Origin of the sequence: Microbacterium sp. WCS2018Hpa-23 (assembly GCF_031843845.1) — a bacterium.
GTDB lineage: Bacteria > Actinomycetota > Actinomycetes > Actinomycetales > Microbacteriaceae > Microbacterium.
This window is the reverse complement of record NZ_JAVTIZ010000011.1, coordinates 106,189-122,654: the sequence shown is the minus strand read 5'-3', so window position 1 is coordinate 122,654 and position 16,466 is coordinate 106,189. Positions and strand designations below refer to the sequence as shown.

The 16,466-nt window shown below is 67.4% G+C and carries 17 protein-coding genes; 8 read left to right on the top strand and 9 right to left on the bottom strand.

The genetic code is table 11. The features are described from left to right. Positions 1–14: 14 nt before the first annotated feature. Entirely contained in the window at positions 15–140 is a 126-nt protein-coding gene (locus RQG77_RS17500; RefSeq protein ID WP_268770598.1) for a hypothetical protein, read from the bottom strand. A 222-nt stretch (positions 141–362) separates the two neighbouring features. On the opposite strand from RQG77_RS17500, the gene RQG77_RS17495 reads away from it, so the two are divergent. Both RQG77_RS17495 and pth read left to right on the top strand, forming a co-directional pair. After that, positions 363–971, top strand: coding sequence for a 50S ribosomal protein L25/general stress protein Ctc (locus RQG77_RS17495; protein ID WP_311245870.1), 609 nt, complete (start codon positions 363–365; stop codon positions 969–971). A 119-nt stretch (positions 972–1,090) separates the two neighbouring features. Continuing rightward, on the top strand, positions 1,091–1,672 hold the full coding sequence (gene pth, locus RQG77_RS17490) for an aminoacyl-tRNA hydrolase (protein WP_311245869.1): 582 nt from the start codon (positions 1,091–1,093) through the stop codon (positions 1,670–1,672). A gap of 36 nt (positions 1,673–1,708) precedes the next feature. Here the strand turns inward: pth and RQG77_RS17485 are convergent, their stop codons facing one another. After that, positions 1,709–2,536 carry a hypothetical protein gene (locus RQG77_RS17485; RefSeq protein ID WP_311245868.1) on the bottom strand — a complete coding sequence of 276 codons (828 nt, stop codon included), beginning with the start codon at positions 2,534–2,536 and terminating at the stop codon, positions 1,709–1,711. A 24-nt stretch (positions 2,537–2,560) separates the two neighbouring features. Next, positions 2,561–3,565, bottom strand: coding sequence for a tryptophan--tRNA ligase (trpS, locus tag RQG77_RS17480; protein ID WP_120493997.1), 1,005 nt, complete (start codon positions 3,563–3,565; stop codon positions 2,561–2,563). Positions 3,566–3,622: 57 nt separating this feature from the next. Here trpS and RQG77_RS17475 point away from each other — a divergent pair, with 57 nt between their 5' ends. Further along, positions 3,623–3,955 (top strand): hypothetical protein, encoded by a 333-nt coding sequence (locus tag RQG77_RS17475; RefSeq protein WP_311245867.1) that lies wholly within the window; start codon positions 3,623–3,625, stop codon positions 3,953–3,955. A gap of 47 nt (positions 3,956–4,002) precedes the next feature. Here RQG77_RS17475 and RQG77_RS17470 read toward each other — a convergent pair whose 3' ends face one another. From RQG77_RS17470 to sdhC, 6 genes are all read right to left on the bottom strand, one after another. Further along, a complete protein-coding gene (locus RQG77_RS17470; protein ID WP_311245866.1) occupies positions 4,003–4,845 on the bottom strand; it encodes an exodeoxyribonuclease III in 843 nt (280 codons plus the stop codon). A 10-nt stretch (positions 4,846–4,855) separates the two neighbouring features. Beyond that, positions 4,856–6,061, bottom strand: coding sequence for a YihY/virulence factor BrkB family protein (locus tag RQG77_RS17465; protein WP_311245865.1), 1,206 nt, complete (start codon positions 6,059–6,061; stop codon positions 4,856–4,858). A gap of 78 nt (positions 6,062–6,139) precedes the next feature. Next, positions 6,140–6,907: a succinate dehydrogenase iron-sulfur subunit gene (locus RQG77_RS17460; RefSeq protein ID WP_056312315.1), complete on the bottom strand. Its 768-nt coding sequence runs from the start codon at positions 6,905–6,907 to the stop codon at positions 6,140–6,142. Positions 6,908–6,909: 2 nt separating this feature from the next. Continuing rightward, complete coding sequence (gene sdhA / locus RQG77_RS17455) at positions 6,910–8,736, bottom strand: succinate dehydrogenase flavoprotein subunit (RefSeq protein ID WP_311245864.1); 1,827 nt, start codon at positions 8,734–8,736, stop codon at positions 6,910–6,912. 19 nt (positions 8,737–8,755) lie between these two features. Continuing rightward, positions 8,756–9,199 (bottom strand): succinate dehydrogenase hydrophobic membrane anchor subunit, encoded by a 444-nt coding sequence (locus tag RQG77_RS17450; RefSeq protein WP_056312310.1) that lies wholly within the window; start codon positions 9,197–9,199, stop codon positions 8,756–8,758. Continuing rightward, positions 9,199–9,633, bottom strand: coding sequence for a succinate dehydrogenase, cytochrome b556 subunit (gene sdhC / locus RQG77_RS17445; RefSeq protein WP_082478061.1), 435 nt, complete (start codon positions 9,631–9,633; stop codon positions 9,199–9,201). The genes RQG77_RS17450 and sdhC overlap by 1 nt, the downstream gene beginning before the upstream one ends. Positions 9,634–9,809: 176 nt before the next feature. Between sdhC and RQG77_RS17440 the strand changes: the two genes are divergently transcribed. The 5 genes from RQG77_RS17440 to RQG77_RS17420 all read left to right on the top strand — a co-directional run bounded on the left by RQG77_RS17440 (position 9,810) and on the right by RQG77_RS17420 (position 16,461). Next, positions 9,810–10,925, top strand: a complete 1,116-nt coding sequence (locus RQG77_RS17440) for a mannose-1-phosphate guanylyltransferase (RefSeq protein WP_311245863.1) — start codon at positions 9,810–9,812, stop codon at positions 10,923–10,925. Between the two features lie 148 nt (positions 10,926–11,073). Continuing rightward, positions 11,074–12,186 carry a BMP family ABC transporter substrate-binding protein gene (locus RQG77_RS17435; RefSeq protein WP_311245862.1) on the top strand — a complete coding sequence of 371 codons (1,113 nt, stop codon included), beginning with the start codon at positions 11,074–11,076 and terminating at the stop codon, positions 12,184–12,186. Positions 12,187–12,347: 161 nt separating this feature from the next. Next, complete coding sequence (locus RQG77_RS17430) at positions 12,348–13,862, top strand: ABC transporter ATP-binding protein (RefSeq protein WP_311245861.1); 1,515 nt, start codon at positions 12,348–12,350, stop codon at positions 13,860–13,862. Then, positions 13,859–15,178 carry an ABC transporter permease gene (locus RQG77_RS17425; protein WP_311245860.1) on the top strand — a complete coding sequence of 440 codons (1,320 nt, stop codon included), beginning with the start codon at positions 13,859–13,861 and terminating at the stop codon, positions 15,176–15,178. Before RQG77_RS17430 ends, RQG77_RS17425 begins: the two co-directional genes overlap by 4 nt. Further along, on the top strand, positions 15,175–16,461 hold the full coding sequence (locus RQG77_RS17420; protein WP_311245859.1) for an ABC transporter permease: 1,287 nt from the start codon (positions 15,175–15,177) through the stop codon (positions 16,459–16,461). The genes RQG77_RS17425 and RQG77_RS17420 overlap by 4 nt, the downstream gene beginning before the upstream one ends. Positions 16,462–16,466 lie beyond the last annotated feature (5 nt).

Genomic DNA, 16,466 nt, shown 5'->3' with positions numbered 1-16,466 from the left:
CCGATCGGGAGCGATCAGTCCTTGCGGTACCCCGAGCGGCCGAGCGAGAAGAGTGCGGCGAAGGTGAAGCCGGCCGCGCACACGGTCATCGCGCCGATGACCCAGGCGATCGCGTGGGAGAAGAAGACGCCGTCGAGCATGAGAGGACTCCGTGTTCTGCAGAGAAGGGATCGGTGTCCTCAGCCTACCGGCTCATTTGGTACCATCAGAGGAGTACCTCGGCGAGGGATGCTTCTGCGCGTGCGCTGGCATCCGTTATCGACGCGGCGAAGCAAGCCGGTGGCTTTCCTCACGTGTCTGCGTTCGAGAACAATTCCAAGACCACCGCGTAGCTGTCGCTGCGTGCCCCGAAGGAGAACCCCATGTCTGAAGACACCAAGGTCAAGGCCGAGCTCCGCGAGAGCTTCGGCAAGGGCTTCGCCCGTCGTCTGCGCGCCGCAGGCAAGATCCCCGCCGTCATCTACGGTCACGGCACCGAGCCCGTGCACGTCGCGCTGCCGGGCCACCAGGTCTCGCTCATCATCCGCCGGGCCAACGCGCTGCTCGAGCTCGACATCGAGGGCAAGGCTCAGCTCGCCCTGGTCAAGGACGTCCAGAAGGACCCCGTGCACCAGATCATCGAGCACATCGACCTGATCGTCGTGAAGAAGGGCGAGAAGGTCGCGATCGACCTTCCCGTCGTCGTCACCGGCGAGTCGGCTCCCGGCACCATCGTCAACCAGGACGCGAACACGATCTCGATCGAGGCCGAGGCCACGCACCTGCCGCAGAACGTCGAGGTCTCGGTCGAGGGTCTCGAAGACGGCGCGCACATCACCGCCGCCGACGTCACGCTCCCCAAGGGCTCGACGCTGCTGACCGACCCCGAGGTCCTGGTCGTCGCGATCTCGATCCCGGCTGAGGAGTCGCTCGGTGAGGACGAGGCCGGAGCCGATGACGCGTCCGCCGAGGAGGCTCCCGCCGCGGAGTGATCTCCGCAGGCGCAGCGCACAGCTGACTGCATCACAGAGGGGGCGCGAGCAGATCGCGCCCCCTCTGTCGTATTCTGACCCGGGAACCGCACGGTGCCCGCATCCGAGAGGACGAGGACATGGCATCCACCTGGCTCGTGGTGGGGCTCGGCAACCCCGGCCCGCGATACGAGGCGACGAGACACAACATCGGACAGATGGTGGTCGATGAGCTGGCTGCGCGTCGAGGCGAGAGCTTCCGTGAGCATAAGGGCGGCGCGCGCGTCGTCGAGACCTGGCTGCGGCCCGGGGCAGACAAGCTGGTGCTCGCCAAGCCCAACACGTTCATGAACGTCTCGGGCACGCCGGTCGCCGCTCTGGCGCGGTTCTACTCCGTGCCGGCCGAGCAGATCATCGTCGTCCACGACGAACTCGACATCCCCTTCGACACCGTCAAGCTCAAGATCGGCGGCGGCCACGGTGGGCACAACGGCGTGCGTGATATCGCCCGCGCCATCACCACCCCGGAGTTCCCCCGGGTGCGCGTCGGCATCGGTCGACCGGTGGGCCGACAGGATCCTGCGGACTGGGTGCTCTCACCGTTCGGCAAGGACGAACGCGCGAACCTGCCTATCCTCGTGTCGGATGCCGCGGATGCCGTCGAGCTTCTCGTCGCCGAGGGGCTACTGGCGGCGCAGCAGAAGCATCACGCCCCACGCTGACGGTCGGTCGATAGGCACCGACCTGATCGCGACCGTCTAGGGCAGGAAGCCCGCGGCGGTGCCGGTCGAGACGGCGACGAAGAGCACGACCCAGAAGATGATGGGGCCGAGCACGGCGACGACCAGCGCGCCGATGCCGGCGCCGCGCGCCTGCTTCTTGCGGATGGCGAGGATGCCGATCACGATCGCGGCGATCCCGAGGATGGTGCCCGTCCAGAACGAGAGCTCGGCCCACAGCACCTGATCGCGCGCGGGGGAGAGGATCGAGAGGAAGTCGGGGTCCATCGTGTCGAGTCCGCCGGGGATCCGGCGTCCGATCTCGAACCCCGCAATTCCCGCGACGATCGGAGTGACCACGGCGGCGACGATCGCGAAGATCAGAGCGAGGATGCCGAGGAGCCCGGACTTCTTCTGCTCGCTCGAGGGTGCCTGGTATGCGCCCTCGGGGGTTGCGTAACCGCCGACGGGCACCTGATAGGCGCCGGGAGGGGCGGCCTGGAAGGAGGGAACGCCGGGCTGGGCTGCGGGAGGTGAAGGGGGGTACACCGGGCTGCCGGACGGAGCGGGGTACGTCGGCGCGGTCGGTGCCGGGAAAGCGGGCTCGGGCTGTGCAGGCGGGGCCGCCGGCGGAGCGGGCTGGTGCGCCGGCGGAGCCGCCTGGTAGGCGGGAGGAGCTGGCTGGTAGGCGGGAGGAGCTGGCTGGTAGGCGGGCGGAGCCGGAGGAGCGGGCGGCGCCGGAGCGTACGCGGGAGGAGCGGCCGGCGGCTGCTGGTCAGTGGGCTGGGGTGCAACCGGTGCATCGGGCTGGGGTGCCGGTGGCACGGGAGGAACGGCACCGGACGGGGGCAGCTGCGGATCAGTCACGCCCCCATCCTATGGCCGGTCGTGTCAGATGCGACGAAGCAGACCGACCCGGTCGTACACGGCGGCGAGAGTCGCGTCGGCGACGGCGTCGGCCTTGGCGGCGTTCGCCGCGAGGATCCGATCGAGCTCGGCAGGGTCGTCCAGGAGCTCGAGTGCGCGGGCGCGGACCGGCTCGAACTCGTTCACGACGACCTCGGCGAGACCCTTCTTGAAGTCTCCGTACCCGCGACCGGCATACTCGTCTTCGATGGCCGGCACCTGGCGACCCGACAGTGCGGCATAGATCGTGAGCAGGTTCGAGACACCGGGCTTGTTCTCCCGGTCGAAGCGCACGGAGCCCTCGTTGTCTGTGACGGCCCGCATGATCTTCTTCGCCGACTTCGCCGGGTCATCGAGCATCCACAGCACGCCCGCGTCGCTCTCGGCGGACTTCGACATCTTCGACGTCGGATTCTGCAGATCGTAGATGCGCGCCGTGTCCTTCTGGATCACCGGTCGGGGCACGACGAACGTCTCGCCGAAGCGCGAGTTGAACCGCTCGGCGAGATCACGGGTGAGTTCGACGTGCTGCTTCTGGTCGTCGCCGACCGGCACGACGTCGGTCTGATAGAGCAGGATGTCGGCAGCCATCAGCACGGGGTAGGTGAACAGGCCGACGCTCGTGGCGTCAGCGCCGTACCGGGACGACTTGTCTTTGAACTGCGTCATCCGTCCAGCCTCACCGAACCCGGTGATTGTGGAGAGGATCCAGGCGAGCTCCGCGTGAGCACGCACGTGCGACTGCACGTAGAGCGTCGACAGGGACGGCTCGATGCCCGCGGCGATGTACTGCGCGGCGGTGCGGCGGGTCTTCTCGCGAAGCTCCGCGGGGTCCTGCGCGACGGTGAGCGCGTGCAGGTCGACGACCGAGAAGTAGGCGTCGTAAGAGCTCTGCAGGTCCCGCCACTGCAGGAGAGCCCCGATGTAGTTGCCGATCTGCAGAGAGTCGGCGGAGGGCTGCATTCCTGAGTAGAGGCGAGGTTTCGTCACGGTATCAATCCTATGGGGGTGGTGGTGGTGCGCGAGCCCGCGGGGGAGACTCGCATCATGACGACTGCCCCTGAATCCGCCGGCGTCTCCGGGGAACGTCGGGATGTCGTCTCCCGCATCATCGGCGTCGTGCTCACGGTGCTGTTCGGCGCACCTTTCGTGCTGCTCGCGTGGATGGCCCTGAGCAGCCGGTTCGGGTGGACGAACGGCGACCCGCACGGGTACGGGATGATCTTCGGCACGTTCCTCGCGCTCGTCACAGGCATCCTCGTCGCGATAGCCATTCCGCTCGTGTTCCCCCGTGCGCGCCGGGGCGCGGCATACCTGTGGAGCATGCTCGGCTACCTCGCAATCGCAGCCGGACTGATCGTCGCTTTCGTCACGGCGTGATCAGCGCGATGCCGCCGGTGGAGACGCGCGGGTCGCCGCGCAGGCCGTCAGTAGGTGTAGTCGACCACGACCGGCGCGTGGTCGCTCCACCGCTGGTCGTAAGCCGCCGCGCGAGCGACGTGATAAGCGGTCGCGCGCTCTGCGAGCGCCGGGGTCGCCAGGTGGTAGTCGATCCGCCACCCGGAGTCGTTGTCGAACGCCTGGCCGCGCATCGACCACCAGGTGTACGGCCCTTCGACGTCGCCGTGGAAGGCGCGTCCGACGTCGATCCATCCGAGTCCGGTGCCGATGGAACCGTCGACCCCCTCGACGGTCTCGCCTGCTGCACCGAGGAAGCGGTCGAAGTGGGCGCGTTCACGGGGCAGGAATCCGGCCTTCTTGCGATTGCCGCGCCAGTTCTTGATGTCGAGTTCGCGGTGCCCGACGTTCAGATCGCCGGTGACGAGCGCGAGCGCGCCGTCGGCGTCGCCGAGCTCAGCGAGCCGGACGCCGAATGCATCGAGGAACTTCCACTTCTCCTCCTGCTTGGGAGTGTCGGCCTCGCCGCTGTGCACGTAGGCGCTGACGACGGTGAGGGGGCGATCGCCGATCTGGAAGTCGGCCTCGATCCACCGGCCCTTCGAGTCGAAGTCGGCGTCGCCGAAGTCGGTGCGCGATGCGGTCGCCGGCATTCGGCTCGCGATCGCCACACCGGCACGGCCCTTGGCCGTCGCCTCGTCGTGCACGAACGTCCAGCCGGGGAGCGCAGCCTCGAGGTGCTCGTCCTGCCCGCGGACCTCTTGCAGGGTCAGGATGTCGACGTCGGCCGCATCGAGCCAGCCGCTCATGCCGTTGCGAGCCGCCGCTCGGATTCCGTTGACATTGACCGAGGCGATACGCAGATGAGGCATGTCCACCAGCCTAACGAGGGCCGCCGACATCCTTGGACGGACGCTGCAGCTCCGCGAGGAGACGCTGGGCGAGAGGGGTGCTCTCATCGATGGGCGGGGGAGCGGATGCCTCGAGGGATTCGAGTTCCTTCTCTGCCGCACGCAGGGCGCGTTCGGTCTGCCAGCTGCGATACCACGGTGCGTCGTCCCGAGCGGCGTGGGCGTCGCGGACCCGGATACGCGCCGCCTCCAACAGCGTCCGGTACTCCGCCAGACGTCGCTCCGCCTCGGTCTGGGACAACAGGGGGAGATCCCGGTCCTGGGCACTGACCGCGATCCACGAGGACGCCACCAGCATCACCACCCCGTTGACGCGGAACCACAGCAGAAGGCCGATGAAGATCGCGAACGTGGCGAGCAGGGGATTCGACGGGGTGTAGCTCAGGAGGAACCCCGCACCGAACTGGAGGATCGTCATCGCCCCGCCCCCGAGGAGGGCGCCGGGCCAGATCGTGCCCCAGTGCAGAGAAGTTCCCGTGAGGAAGCGGACCATCGCCGCGAGCGCGGCCGACAATACGGCGAAGGACACCAGCACCGTGCCGATGCGGATGCTGGTCAGGCCGTCGAGCGATGCGCCCCAACCCAGCAGGCTGAGGATCCAGGCCAGCGCGACGGCGCTCGCGGAGCTGAGCAGCGAGCCGACGATCAGCGAGACGCCGAAGATCAGCGCGGCCAGCAGGTCGCGCGCCTTCAGGATGACGTAGCTGCGGCGATCGGGCGGCAGACCGAAGATGTCCCTGGTCGCGCGCCGCGAGAACGTCACCCATCCGATGGCGGTCCAGATCACGGTTCCGAGGGCGATCAGACCTGTGATGCTCAGGATCCCCGTCGTGCTGGCCGCGATCTCCCGCACCTGATCCGGGGTGAACACACCGCCCTCATCCTGGATCAGATTGGGGATGTAGCTGTTGATGATGTCGATCATGCCGTCGACCGCCTCGCTGCTGCCGCCGAGCCACAGACCGGCGATCGCGAAGGCGAGGTATATCGCCGCGAAGATCGCGAACAGCGCCTGATAGCTCACGCCCGCGGCGAGGAGGAATCCGTTGTGCTGCAGGAAGTGACGCCACACGCGTACCGGGAACAGACCCAGTGTGCGCCTCGTCAGCGCTGTCGCTCTTTCGACAGCCGCATCGAGGCGGCCGCCCTCTGACTCCTCGCGATCGGGATCTGACACGTCTTCACCTTATCCACACGACGAAAACGGGCGGGATCCCCGTGGGGAGCCCGCCCGTTCGCGTCGATCGTCTGTGTGTCAGGCGCGACCGCGCAGTACGGCCTGCTTGACCTCGGCGATGGCCTTGGTGACCTCGATGCCGCGGGGGCACGCCTCGGAGCAGTTGAAGGTCGTGCGGCACCGCCACACACCTTCTTTGTCGTTGAGGATGTCGAGGCGCACTGCGGCGTTGTCGTCGCGCGAGTCGAAGATGAAGCGGTGCGCGTTCACGATCGCGGCGGGGCCGAAGTACTGGCCGTCGGTCCAGAAGACGGGGCACGACGAGGTGCACGCGGCGCAGAGGATGCACTTGGTCGTGTCGTCGAAGATCTCGCGATCCGCGATCGTCTGGACGCGCTCCTTGCCCTTCTCCGGCACCGAGTTCGCGACGAGGAACGGCTGCACCTCGCGGTAGGAGGCGAAGAACGGCTCCATGTCGACGACGAGGTCCTTCTCGAGCGGGAGACCCTTGATCGCCTCGACGTAGATCGGCTTCGAGATGTCGAGGTCCTTGATCAGCGTCTTGCAGGCGAGGCGGTTGCGGCCGTTGATGCGCATGGCGTCGGAGCCGCAGATGCCGTGGGCGCAGGAGCGGCGGAACGTGAGGGAGCCGTCGACCTCCCACTTGATCTTGTGCAGCGCGTCGAGCACGCGGTCGGTCGAGTAGAGCTCCACGTCGTAGTCGACCCAGTGCGGCTCGGCGTCGACCTCGGGGTCGAACCTGCGGATGTTGAACGTGACGATGAAGGACTGGATGCCGGTCTCTTCGGTCGTGTCAGCGGGAGCTTCAGCGATGGCGTTGGACATGCTCAGTACTTCCTCTCCATCGGCGGGTAGTTCAATTCGCCCTGGTCGTTCTTGGTGAACACGACGGGCTTCCAGTCGAGCTTGATGTGGTCGCTCGGAGTGGAGGAGTGCGGATCGCCCGTCAGGTAGGCCATCGTGTGCTTCATGTACTTCTCGTCGTCACGCGTCGGGAAGTCGTCGCGCATGTGGCCGCCGCGGCTCTCCTCGCGGTTCTGCGCGGCGTAGACGACGACCTCGGCGATGTCGAGGAGGAAGCCCAGCTCGACGGCCTCGAGCAGGTCGGTGTTGAACCGCTTGCCCTTGTCGTCGACGTGCACGTTCTTGTAGCGCTCGCGCAGCTCGGCGATCACCCCGAGCACGTGCTGGAGGGAGTCGTGCGTGCGGAACACCTGCGCGCCCTTGTCCATCTCGTCCTGCAGCGCCTTGCGGAGCACGGCGATGCGCTCGGTGCCCTGGTTGTTGCGCAGACCCTCGAGCATGCCGGAGACGAAGGCGGCCGGGTTCTCGGGGAGCGGCACGAACTCGGCGGTCTTGACGTACTCGACCGCGTTGCGCCCCGAGCGCTTGCCGAACACGTTGATGTCGAGCAGCGAGTTGGTGCCGAGGCGGTTGGCGCCGTGCACCGAGACGCAGGCGCACTCGCCCGCGGCGTAGAGACCGGGGACGACCGTGTCGTTGTCGGCGAGGACCTCGCCGTTGTTGTTGGTCGGGATGCCGCCCATCGCGTAGTGGGCGGTGGGCATGACCGGCACGGGCTCGACGACCGGGTCGACGCCCAGATAGGTGCGAGCGAACTCGGTGATGTCGGGGAGCTTGGTCTCGAGGACCTCGGCGCCCAGGTGCGTGCAGTCCAGCAGCACGTAGTCCTTGTGGGGACCCGCGCCGCGGCCCTCTGCGACCTCCTGGACCATGCAGCGCGCGACGATGTCGCGGGGAGCGAGGTCCTTGATGGTCGGGGCGTAGCGCTCCATGAAGCGCTCGCCCGAGGCGTTGCGCAGGATCGCGCCCTCCCCACGTGCGCCCTCGGTGAGGAGGATGCCGAGACCGGCGAGGCCGGTGGGGTGGAACTGGAAGAACTCGAGGTCCTCGAGGGGGAGGCCCTTGCGCCAGACGATGCCGACGCCGTCACCGGTGAGGGTGTGGGCGTTCGAGGTCGTCTTGAAGATCTTGCCGAATCCACCGGTCGCGAAGATGACGGCCTTGGCCTGGAAGACGTGCAGCTCGCCGGTCGAGAGGTCGTAGGCGACGACGCCCGAGACCTGGGTCTTGCCGTCGGCGTCCTTCACCGTGAGCAGGTCGAGCACGTAGAACTCGTTGAAGAAGTTGATGCCGAGCTTGACGCAGTTCTGGAACAGCGTCTGCAGGATCATGTGACCGGTGCGGTCGGCTGCGTAGCAGGCGCGGCGGACCGGGGTCTTGCCGTGCTCGGCGGTGTGGCCGCCGAAGCGACGCTGGTCGATCTTGCCCTCGGGCGTGCGGTTGAACGGCAGACCCATGTTCTCGAGGTCGATGACCGCGTCGATCGCTTCCTTCGCGAGGATCTCCGCAGCATCCTGGTCGACCAGGTAGTCGCCGCCCTTGACCGTGTCGAAGGTGTGCCACTCCCAGCTGTCCTCCTCGACGTTCGCGAGCGCAGCCGCCATGCCGCCCTGCGCCGCACCGGTGTGCGAACGCGTCGGGTACAGCTTGGAGATCACCGCGGTGTTCGCGCCGGAGCCGGCCTCGATCGCCGCGCGCATGCCGGCGCCGCCGGCGCCCACGATGACGATGTCGAACTGGTGGTAGTGCACACCGTCGCGCACGACGGAATCCTGGGTCTCGGTAGTCACTTCTCGTATGCCTTCTCTTCTACTTGCCCAGCGTCTGGCACTGTTCCCACAGCGTGCTCGTCTCGGTCACGCCGAGGCACGGGTCGAACGTGAAGACGACCAGGGTGCCGAGGATGATGAGCAGGGCGGCTGCCAGGCCCAGGGCCCAGGTGAGCGCCTTGCGAGCGGTGTTGTTCGTGACGTAGTCGTTGACGATCGTCCGCATGCCGTTGGCGCCGTGGATCAGGGCCAGCCAGAGCATGATGACGTCCCACCACTGCCAGAACGGCGTGGCGAACTTGCCCGCGATGAACGCGAAGTCGAGGGCGTGGATGCCCTCCCCGACCATCAGGTTGATGAACAGGTGGCCGAAGATGAGCACGACCAGGACGACGCCGGAGCCGCGCATGAAGAGCCAGCCCCACTTCTCGAGGTTGAATCCGCGCTGACGGCGGACGGGAGCGGCGACAGTCTGAGCGGTCATCAGTGTCCTCCTCCGAAGCCGGCGAACGCGAGTGCGAGGTGACGCGGCACGAAGCCGGCCATGATCACGACCCACACCGCGAGCACACCCCAGAACAGCTGGCGCTGGTACTTGGCGCCCTTCGACCAGAAGTCGACCGCGATGATGCGGAGGCCGTTCATCGCGTGGAACACGATGCCGGCGACCAGCACGACCTCGCCGAGGGCCATGATCGGGTTCTTATAGGTGCCGATGACGGCGTTGTACGCCTCGGGGGACACCCTGATGAGTGCAGTGTCGAGCACGTGCACCAACAGGAAGAAGAAGATGGCGACTCCGGTGATGCGGTGAAGCACCCACGACCACATGCCTTCGCGGCCCCGATAGAGGGTGCCGCGAGGTGTCTTGGAAGTGGTTTCCGAAATCGACGGTGTCAAGCGAGCGCTTGTGGACACGGTCGTCCTCCCTGGATCGATGTGACTCGGTCGCGTGCGATGCGTGGTCCAAGCATGAGCCTGCTGCCAGGCACGGCCGATCGGACACCATCCTATTCCCGTGCGGCGCCTGTGGGCGACGAAGGGGAGCCTAACTCTCTCGATGTCGAGATGTTCCGTCGGGATACTCTGGCAGGGTGAGCCAGCCCATCGAAGACTTCTACGCAGTGATCCCCGCCGGCGGCATCGGCAGCCGGCTGTGGCCGCTGTCCCGCGCCGATGCGCCGAAGTTCCTGCACGATCTCACGGGGTCGGGGCATTCGCTGCTCCGCGACACCTGGGACAGACTGGAGCCCCTCGCCGGGCGCGACCGCATCGCCGTTGTCACCGGTCGGGCGCACCGCGCGGCGGTGGAGGCGGAGTTGCCCGGCATACCGGATCTGAATGTCTTCCTGGAGTCGGAGCCCCGTGAGTCGGCCGCGGCGATCGGGCTCGCCGCGGCGATCCTGCACCGCCGCGACCCCGATGTGATCATCGGGTCGTTCAGCGCCGACCACGTCATCCGCAGCACGCGCGTCTTCGAGTTCGCCGTCCGCGACGCGGTGGAGGTGGCTCGCGAGGGATACATCTGCACGATCGGCATCTCTCCGACCGAGCCCGCGACCGGGTTCGGCTACATCAAGAAGGGTCCGGAGCTCGTCGTCGACGGAGCGCGGGAGGCGGCGCTGGTGGAGAGCTTCGTCGAGAAGCCCGATCTCGAGACCGCTCAGGCCTACTTCGCCGACCGGGGCTACCTCTGGAACGCGGGCATGTTCATCGCCAAGGCGAGCGTGCTCCTCGATGAGCTCGCCGAGAACGAACCCGCCCTGCACGCCGGTCTGCTGGAGCTCGCCGAGGCGTGGGACGACCGCGACCGCCGCGGCCCGGCCGTCGACCGCATCTGGCCCGGGCTCAAGAAGATCGCGATCGACTACGCGGTCGCCGAGCCTGCCGCGCGGCGCGGACGGCTCGCCGTCGTGCCCGGCCACTTCGACTGGGATGACGTGGGCGACTTCGCCTCGCTCACGAAGCTGATCAACAACGGCCGCAAGAACGACCTCGCAGTGCTCGGGCCGAAGGCCCGCGTGCTCTCGGATGCCGCCAGCGGCATCCTGGTCAGCCAGACCTCTCGAGTGATCAGCCTCATCGGTGTGCAGGACATCGTCGTCGTCGACACTCCCGACGCGCTGCTGGTCACCACGGTGCAGCATGCGCAGCGGGTGAAGGGCGTCGTGGAGTCGCTCAAGCTCACAGGCCGGGGCGACGTGCTCTGATGAGCAGCGACGGCCGCTCATCGGCTGTCTTGGTTTCAGCTTTGTAACCATTCGATTGCCGCTCGGGTACTGGCATGCACAAAAGTCGAAACAGTAGGTAACTTTGATCGATCCGCGAGGGCCGCGGGATCGTTGAGGGAGGCATGAGTTGACCATCTCCACCACCAAGAAGCTGCTCGGCGCGACCATCGCCGCGGGCGTCGTCTTCGCACTCGCCGGCTGTGGCCAGGCTCCGACCGAATCGGGCGGCAACGGGGGCGGGGATGCAGCATCCGACTTCCTGCCCTGCCTCGTCTCCGACGCCGGCGGTTGGAACGACAAGTCGTTCAACCAGTCCGCCAAGGAGGGCATGGACGCCGCCGCTGACGAGCTCGGCGTCAAGCCGCTCGAGTTCGAGTCGGCCAACGACAACGACTACGCGCCGAACCTCGAGACCGCGGTCTCGGAGGGATGCTCGCTGATCGTCTCGGTCGGGTTCAAGCTCTCGGCCGCGACCGTCGAGTCGGCACTCGCCAACCCCGAGATCAACTACGCGATCATCGACGACTACGCGGACAACGACTTCGACGGCACCACCGATGCCCCGAACATCAAGCCGCTCGTCTTCGACACGGCTCAGGCCGCCTACCTCGGTGGCTACGCCGCCGCTGGCTGGTCGTCGGCCGCCGGCGTGAACAAGGTCGGCACCTTCGGCGGAATGCAGATCCCGTCTGTCGCCGTCTTCATGGACGGCTTCCAGCTCGGCGTCGAGAAGTACAACGAGGACAAGTCGGGCGCCGTCGAGGTCTTCGGCTGGGACACCGCGACGCAGAAGGGCTCCTTCACGGGCGGCTTCGACGCGAACGACACGGCCAAGCAGACCGCTCAGGGCGTGCTCGACCAGGGCGTCGACGTCATCCTCCCGGTCGGCGGTCCCGTCTACCAGAGCGCGGCTGCGGCGATCGCCGACAGCGGCAAGGACACGCTGCTCATCGGCGTCGACAGCGACCTCGCGGTCGCTGACGAGTCCGTGGCGGACGTCACGCTCTTCTCGATCATGAAGGCGATCGACGTCGCGGTCCAGGATGCGACGATCGCAGCTTCGAAGGGTGACTTCGATCCGGCTCCGTACGTCGGCACTCTCGAGAACGAGGGCGTGAAGCTCTCGGGCTTCGGCTCGTTCGAGGGCGACCTGCCCGAGGGCCTGCTCGACGAGATCACCGCTCTGCAGGAGCAGATCATCGCCGGCGACATCACGGTGGAGTCCCCGAACTCCCCGTAAGTCATCGAGTTCCAGCGCGGGGCGAGTGGTGCAAGCGGCCACTCGCCCCGCGCCGTGGATGGACGACGATGACTGTTCACGGCGCACCCGGGCGATCCCCGAAGGATGCGCCGCAGATTCTTCAGACTCTTCTGGATGACACTTCTGGATAAGGTGCAGATATGAAGCTCGAACTCCGCGGCATCACCAAGCGGTTCGGAACCCTGGTGGCCAACGACCACATCGACCTGGTCGTCGAACCGGGGCAGATCCATGCGCTGCTCGGCGAGAACGGCGCAGGCAAATCGACCCTGATGAACGTCCTCTATGGCCTCTATCAGGCGGACGAGGGCGAGATCCTTCTGGACGACGTGGTCCAGCGGTTCCGCGGCCCCGGCGACGCGATGAACGCCGGCATCGGAATGGTGCACCAGCACTTCATGCTCGTCCCCGTGTTCACGGTGGCCGAGAACGTCATGCTCGGTCACGAGCAGACGAAGGGCGTCGGCACCCTCGACATCGCGAAGGCGCGTGAGCATGTCCGCGCCGTCGCCGCGCGCTTCGGCTTCGACATCGACCCTGACGCGATCGTCGGCGATCTGCCCGTCGGTGTGCAGCAGCGCGTCGAGATCATCAAGGCCCTCTCGCGCGACGCGAAGGTGCTCGTGTTCGACGAGCCCACCGCCGTGCTCACCCCTCAGGAGACCGACGAGCTGATGGGCATCATGCGTCAGCTCCGCGACGAGGGCACCGCGATCGTCTTCATCACCCACAAGCTGCGCGAGGTCCGCGAGGTCGCGGACACCATCACCATCGTGCGTCTCGGCCGCATCGTCGGAGAGGCATCGCCCACGGCGACCAACGGCGAGCTGGCCTCGCTCATGGTCGGCCGTGCGGTCGAGCTCACCGTGCACAAGGACGCGCCGCACCTGGGTGACGGCGGCCTCGAGGTGAAGGGCCTGCGCGTTCTGACCTCCGCCGGCGCGATCGTCGTCGACAACGTGGACTTCACCGTGCGACCCGGCGAGGTCCTCGCCGTCGCCGGTGTGCAGGGCAACGGACAGACCGAGCTCGTCGAGGCCATCGTCGGCCTCGCGGCCAGGGTCGAGGGATCCATCTCCCTCGACGGCACCCAGCTCGTCGGCAAGAGCGTGCGAGCGATCCTCGACGCCGGTGTCGGCTTCGTCCCCGAGGACCGCACCGAAGACGGCCTCGTCGCCGCCTTCTCGGTCGCCGAGAACCTCATCCTCGACCGCTCAGGCGACCCCGAGTTCAGTCGCGGCGGCACTCTGCGCCGCGCGGCGCTCGAGGAGTTCGCCCACGCGCGCATCAAGGAGTACGACATCCGCGCGCAGGGACCGCACACCCCGGCGGGGACTCTCTCCGGCGGAAACCAGCAGAAGGTCGTGATCGCTCGCGAGATGAGCCGCGAACTCCGACTGCTCGTGGCTGCGCAGCCGACCCGTGGAGTCGACGTGGGATCGATCGAGTTCATCCACAAGCGCATCATTGAGACGCGTGACGCAGGCATCCCCGTCGTCGTGGTCTCGACGGAGCTCGACGAAGTCGCGGCTCTCGCCGACCGCATCGCGGTGATGTACCGAGGCACGATCGTCGGGATCGTTCCCGGCGACACCCCGCGCGAGACGCTGGGTCTGATGATGGCGGGCGCCGCCGAGGGAGAGGTGGCCGCATGAGCGGTTCGACGCCACATGCCGGGGGACCGGGCACCGAGGACTCCGGTGACCAGCTCTCGGTGAACACCACCACGACCCTCCGCGATCCCGTGGATGTGCCGCCGCCCCCTCGCGGCAACGTGATCCTCAAGGAGATGCTGCGCGGCAGCGCGGTGACCACCATCCTGGCGATCTTCCTCGCACTCGTCGTCGGAGGCATCCTGATCGCCTTCACCAACGAAGACGTGATCGAGGCCTCCGGCTACTTCTTCTCGCGTCCGACCGACACGATCGCCGCCGCGTGGAACGCGGTCTACAACGGCTATGAGGCGCTGTTCCGCGGAGCGATCTTCAATGCGCGAGGTGCCGACTTCGCCGCGCAGATCCGCCCGCTCACGAACACCCTCGGATTCGCGGCCCCGCTGATCGCCGCCGGTCTCGGCGTGGCACTCGCCTTCCGCGTCGGCTTGTTCAACATCGGTGCACGCGGCCAGATGCTCATCGGTGTCGCGGTCGCCGGACTGCTGACGTTCCAGCTCGACCTGCCGTTCTGGCTGCACATCCCCGTCACGCTGATCGCCGGCATCGCCGGCGGTGCTCTGTGGGGAGCGATCGCCGGTCTGCTCAAGGCGAAGACGGGCGCCCACGAGGTGATCCTCACGATCATGCTCAACTACGTGGCCTACTACCTGCTCCTGTGGATGATCCGCACCCCTGGCCTCCTGCAGAAGCCCGGCACGAACCAGGCGCTCGGATACGCGACCCCCGAGAGCGCGCAGTTCCCCTCGCTCCTCGGCCCGCAGTTCCCCCTGCTCGACCTCGGCTTCGTCATCGTCATCATCGCGACCCTGTTCGTCTGGTGGCTCATCGAGAGGTCGTCGCTCGGCATGCGCATGCGCGCCGTGGGTGAGAACCCGCATGCGGCTCGCGCCGCGGGCATCAGCGTGCAGCGCGTGTACGTCTACGCCATGCTGCTCGCCGGTGCTCTCGCCGGCCTCGCGGGGATGAACCAGGTCCAGGGTTCGGTCACGACCGGAATCACCGAGACCATCGATGCCGGCATCGGCTTCGATGCGATCACGGTCGCCCTGCTCGGACGCAGCCGGGCCTGGGGCACGTTCGCCGCCGGCATCCTCTTCGGCGCGCTCAAGGCCGGATCGTTCTCGATGCAGGCACAGGACATCCCGGTCGACATCGTGCTCGTCGTGCAGTCGCTCGTCGTGCTGTTCATCGCCGCGCCGCCGCTGCTGCGCACGGTGTTCTTCCTTCCCAAGACCGACGCGGAGAAGGCTGCCAAGGCGAGAGCCAAGGCCGCGAAGAAGGCGGTGACCGCATGACCTCCCTCGTCCAGAGTGAAGCCGCCGACGGAACCGTGCAGCTCGCCACCGTGCGCGAGCGGCACCTGAAGGCGCCGATCGTCCTCGCCGCAGCCACCGTGCTGCTGGCGCTGCTGTTCCTGCTGGTGCCGCGCACCGGCACCAGCAGCTTCCGCCTCAACGACCCGTCATCGCCGTTCGCGCTGCCGGATGTGGCGCTGCCGACCGGGCCGACCAGCTGGGTCGTCATCGTGATCCTGGCGCTGCTGTCGGTGCTCGCATTCCTGCGGGCCTGGTCGTATCGCAAGGCGTCGATCTGGCTGGTGATCGCGTTCAGCGTGCTCGCCGTCTTCGGGTTCCTCGTCTGGGCCGGCGCCGGCGGGCTCGTGCCCGTCAGCAGCCTGCTCTTCGGAGCCGTCTCGCTCTCCGTCCCGCTCGTGTTCGGTGCGCTCGGCGGCGTGATCGGCGAGCGTGCCGGTGTCGTCAACGTCGCGATCGAGGGTCAGCTGCTCCTCGGAGCGTTCTCGGCCGCGCTGCTCTCGAGCGTCACCGGGAGCCCGTTCATCGGACTCCTCGGCGCGATGCTCGGCGGCGTGCTCGTGGCCGCCGTGCTCGCCGCATTCGCCATCAAGTACCTCGTCGAGCAGGTGATCGTCGGTGTGGTGCTCAACGTCCTCGTCAGCGGTCTCACCGGATTCCTCTACGGCGCGCTGCTCGCGCCGAACGAGGCAGCCCTCAACACGCCGGTGCGCTTCAGCCGCATCGAGATCCCGCTGCTCAGCGACATCCCGATCATCGGCCCGGTGCTGTTCAACCAGACGTTCATCGTCTACCTCATGTTCATCACCGTCGCGATCGTCGCCTGGGGTCTGTACCGCACGAAGTGGGGACTCCGGGTCCGCGCCGTGGGTGAGCACCCGCAGGCCGCCGACACCGTCGGCATCAAGGTGAACGCGACGCGATTCTGGAACGTGCTGCTCGCGGGTGCGATCGCGGGCATCGGAGGCGCGTACTTCACGCTCGTCTCGGTGCCGCAGTTCGGCAAGGACATGACCGCCGGCCTCGGCTTCATCGCCCTCGCCGCGGTGATCTTCGGCCGGTGGGACCCGATCCGCGCGACGCTCGCGGCGCTGCTGTTCGGCTTCGCCACGAACCTGCAGAACCTGCTGTCGATCCTGAAGACGCCGATCCCGGGTGAGTTCATGCTGATGCTGCCGTACGTCGTCACGCTGCTCGCGGTCGCAGGCTTCGCCGGTCAGATCCGCGGACCCGCAGCCAGCGGCAAGCCGTACATCAAGTCCTAGGAGCG